Origin of the sequence: Nocardioides sp. (genome assembly GCF_034670285.1) — a bacterium.
In the GTDB taxonomy this organism is placed as follows: domain Bacteria; phylum Actinomycetota; class Actinomycetes; order Propionibacteriales; family Nocardioidaceae; genus Nocardioides.
The window spans coordinates 1-3,463 of record NZ_JAXMNS010000398.1; the positions used below are offsets into that span (position 1 = coordinate 1).

Annotated in this window: 4 protein-coding genes and 1 pseudogene; all 5 read right to left on the reverse strand. The window is 71.2% G+C overall.

Annotated elements, in window-relative coordinates:
- A pseudogene (locus VOI19_RS16560) lies at positions 1 to 484 on the reverse strand (protein translocase subunit SecD); the annotation flags it as partial.
- A gap of 1 nt (position 485) precedes the next feature.
- Positions 486 to 803: a preprotein translocase subunit YajC gene (gene yajC, locus VOI19_RS16565; protein ID WP_323794064.1), complete on the reverse strand. Its 318-nt coding sequence runs from the start codon at positions 801 to 803 to the stop codon at positions 486 to 488.
- 173 nt (positions 804 to 976) lie between these two features.
- The gene (gene ruvB / locus VOI19_RS16570) at positions 977 to 1,999 is read right to left on the reverse strand and encodes a Holliday junction branch migration DNA helicase RuvB (RefSeq protein WP_323794067.1); all 1,023 of its coding nucleotides are present in this window, start codon (positions 1,997 to 1,999) and stop codon (positions 977 to 979) included.
- 102 nt (positions 2,000 to 2,101) lie between these two features.
- Positions 2,102 to 2,704 (reverse strand): Holliday junction branch migration protein RuvA, encoded by a 603-nt coding sequence (gene ruvA, locus VOI19_RS16575; protein ID WP_323794065.1) that lies wholly within the window; start codon positions 2,702 to 2,704, stop codon positions 2,102 to 2,104.
- On the reverse strand, positions 2,701 to 3,237 hold the full coding sequence (gene ruvC / locus VOI19_RS16580) for a crossover junction endodeoxyribonuclease RuvC (protein ID WP_323794066.1): 537 nt from the start codon (positions 3,235 to 3,237) through the stop codon (positions 2,701 to 2,703). Before ruvC ends, ruvA begins: the two co-directional genes overlap by 4 nt.
- Between the last annotated feature and the right edge of the window lie 226 nt (positions 3,238 to 3,463).

Here is a 3,463-nt window from a genome sequence, read left to right on the forward strand (position 1 = left end):
TGCCGTTGCCGTTGCCGTTGCCGTTGCCACCGTCGTCGGGTGCACCGGCGGTCGGGATCTCGATCTCGGGGGTGATCTGGTTGGGGTCGGTGATGCCGCCGCCACCCTGAGGGATGCACTGGCTGAAGTCCGAGCACGCCACGAGGCGGAAGCGCAGCTGCGCCTGGCGCTCGACGGTGTCGATCAGGTCACGACGCTGGTCGCCGGGGATCTCGACGGAGATGATCGAGCCACCCTGGGTGGTCACCGCGGCTTCGGCGACACCCGAGCCGTTGACACGGTTGTCGATGATGTCGCGGGCCTCGTCGAGGTTCTCCTGGCTGGGGTTGCCCTTGGCCTGCAGCGTGATCCGCGTGCCGCCCTCGAGGTCGAGGCCGAGCTGCGGCGTCCACGTGCCGGTCAGCGCGACGAGCCCGAAGGAGATCGCCACCCCGAGGAAGAAGATGACCAGGGTGCGCCCTGGCCGCTGCTGCTTCTTGGCCATCTCAGATCTCCTCTGCGTCCGAGCGCGAGGGCGCTTCGGCGTCATCGTCGCTCGGGGCTGCGGGGGGTACGACGCTGCCGACGGCACCGCGGACGACCGAGACGGTCGTGCCCGGGGCGATCTCGAGCTCGATCCGGTCGTCGTCGAGCCCGCGCAGGATGCCGAAGATCCCGGAGGTCAGCATGATCTGGTCGCCGACGTTCAGACTCTCCTGCATCGCGAGCTGCTGCTTCTGCCGGCGGACGTTCGGCCGGATGAGCAGCAGCCAGAACACAGCAGCGATGGCAGCGAAGAACAACAGCTGGGCAAGCCAGTCCACGAAAAAGACCTCTCAACATCGAGTAGGGAGCACGTGCGGCGCCGGGGGCAGCACGGACTCCTGTCCGGCCGGGATCCCGACCGACGCGCCAGTGTAGTCATGCGACGGTCCTGCTCCGGCAATCCCCGTCCAATCACCCCGCACGACTCGTGCGCGGCAACCAAGAGGGACAACTACGGAGCCTCGAAGAGAGTTCCCTCGACAGGAGGATCGTTCGGTGGCTTCAGCCCGAGGTGCGCCCAGGCGGCCGGGGTGGCGATCCGTCCACGCGGCGTGCGGGCGAGGAAGCCGAGGCGCACCAGGAAGGGCTCGGCGACCTCCTCGACGGTCTCCCGCTCCTCCCCGACGGCGACGGCGAGCGTCGAGACCCCCACCGGTCCCCCGCCGAAACGGCGACACAGCACGTCGATGACGCCGCGGTCGAGCCGGTCGAGCCCGAGCCGGTCGACCTCGTAGAGGTCGAGCGTGGCGTGGGCGACGTCCAGGGTGACCACCCCGTCGGCCCGCACCTGGGCGTAGTCGCGCACGCGGCGCAGGAGCCGGTTGGCGATGCGGGGAGTGCCCCGCGAGCGTGAGGCGATCTCGGCGGCGCCGTCACCGGTCAGCTCGACGCCGAGCAGCCCGGCCGAGCGGTGGACGATGAGGTCGAGCTCGGCGGGGTCGTAGAACTCGAGGTGCCCGGTGAAGCCGAACCGGTCACGCAGCGGCCCGGGAAGCAGCCCCGCGCGGGTGGTGGCCCCGACGAGGGTGAAGGGCGGGATCTCGAGTGGGATGGCGGTCGCACCGGGGCCCTTGCCGATGACGACGTCGACGCGGAAGTCCTCCATGGCGAGGTAGAGCATCTCCTCGGCCGGTCGCGACATCCGGTGGATCTCGTCGATGAACAGCACGTCGCCCTCGTTGAGCCCCGAGAGGATCGCGGCCAGGTCGCCGGCGTGGGTGATGGCCGGACCGCTGGTCAGACGCAACGGCGCCGACATCTCGGCGGCGATGATCATCGCCAGGGTGGTCTTGCCCAGCCCGGGAGGCCCCGAGAGGAGCACGTGGTCGGGCGCGCGCCCGCGCTGACGCGCCGCCTCGAGCACCAGCCCGAGCTGCTCGCGCACCCGCACCTGCCCGACGACCTCGTCGAGCGTGCGAGGTCGGAGCGCGGCCTCGATCGCCCGCTCGTCACCGTCGGCCTCAGCGGTCGTCAGCGAGCTGAGGTGCTCCTGCTCGGCCCGAGCAAGAGGGTCGAGCGGGTCGAGTGGGTCGACGTCGCTGCCGTGATCGAGGTCGTCGTGGGACTCGCGCACGACTCAGGCCCTCGACAGCGTGGCAAGGGCGGCACGCAGCAGCGTGCCGACGTCCGGGAGGTCGCCGGCCTGCGGGGCGACGGCGTCCACGGCCTTCTCGGCCTCACGGGTCGACCAGCCGAGACCGACCAGTCCCCCGTGCACCTGGTCGCGCCAGGCCTGCTCGGGCGACGGCAGCGAGGCAGCGGCAGCGCGGCCGCTGGTGGGCGCACCGATGCGGTCCTTGAGCTCGAGGATGATGCGTTGCGCGCCCTTCTGCCCGATGCCCGGCACACGGGTGAGGGTCTTGACGTCGTCGCCGGCGATCGCGCGGCGCAGGTCGTCGGGGCTGAGCACGGCGGTGATGGCCTGCGCGACCTTCGGGCCGACGCCCGACGCGGTCTGGACGAGCTCGAAGATGGCCTTCTCGTCGTCGTCCACGAAGCCGAACAGGGTGAGGGAGTCCTCGCGCACGACCATGCTCGTCGGCAACGTGGCCGGTTGGCCCTGGCGCAGCGTGGCAAGCGTGCCGGGCGTGCACATGAGCTCGAGCCCGACTCCCCCGACCTCCAGGACGGCGCTGGACAGCGTCACCTCGGCGACCTGGCCACGGACGAACGCGATCATCGAACTCTCCTTGCTGCTGCGGTGCGGGCGGACGCCGCCGCGGCCTCGAGCCGCGCCTGGGCGCCGCCGCGCCAGATGTGGGTGATCGCCAGCGCCAGCGCGTCGGCGGCGTCGGCAGGCTTGGGTGGGGCGGTCAGGCGCAGGATGCGGGTGACCATCGCACCGACCTGCGCCTTGTCGGCTCGGCCGCTGCCGGTGACAGCGGCCTTGACCTCGCTGGGGGTGTGCAGCGCGACCGGGAGTCCTCGGCGCGCGGCGCACACGAGGGCGACTCCGCTGGCCTGGGCGGTGCCCATGATCGTGCTGACGTCGGAGCGGGCGAAGACCCGCTCGACGGCCACGGCGTCGGGTCGGTGCTCGTCGAGCCAGGCGTCGATGCCCTTCTCGATCGTGACGAGGCGCTGCGCCACCGGCAGGTCGGAGGAGGTGCGGATGACGTTGACGTCCACGAGCGTCAGCGGTCGCCCCACGCTGCCGTCGACCACCCCCATGCCACAGCGGGTGAGGCCGGGGTCGATGCCCAGCACGCGCACGTCGTACCTCCTCGCGAGGGCCACCGCGGCCCGTCGAACGTATGTTCGGCACCCACGCTAACGGCGCACTCCGATCTTGCGGTCCCCGACACGCGGGCCGGGGCGAGACCGGCTTCGATGGCGGGAGGTTTTGCCGGGAGTTTCACCACTCAAGTGGTGAAACTGCCGCGGACGGAGGCGCCTACTCCTCGTCGCCGTCGTCGAGCTGTGCCATCACGTCATCGGA

Excerpts from the sequence above, each read along its gene's own strand:
- ruvA (WP_323794065.1), bottom strand. The coding sequence starts at position 2,704 with ATGATCGCGTTCGTCCGTGGCCAGGTCGCCGAGGTGACGCTGTCCAGC.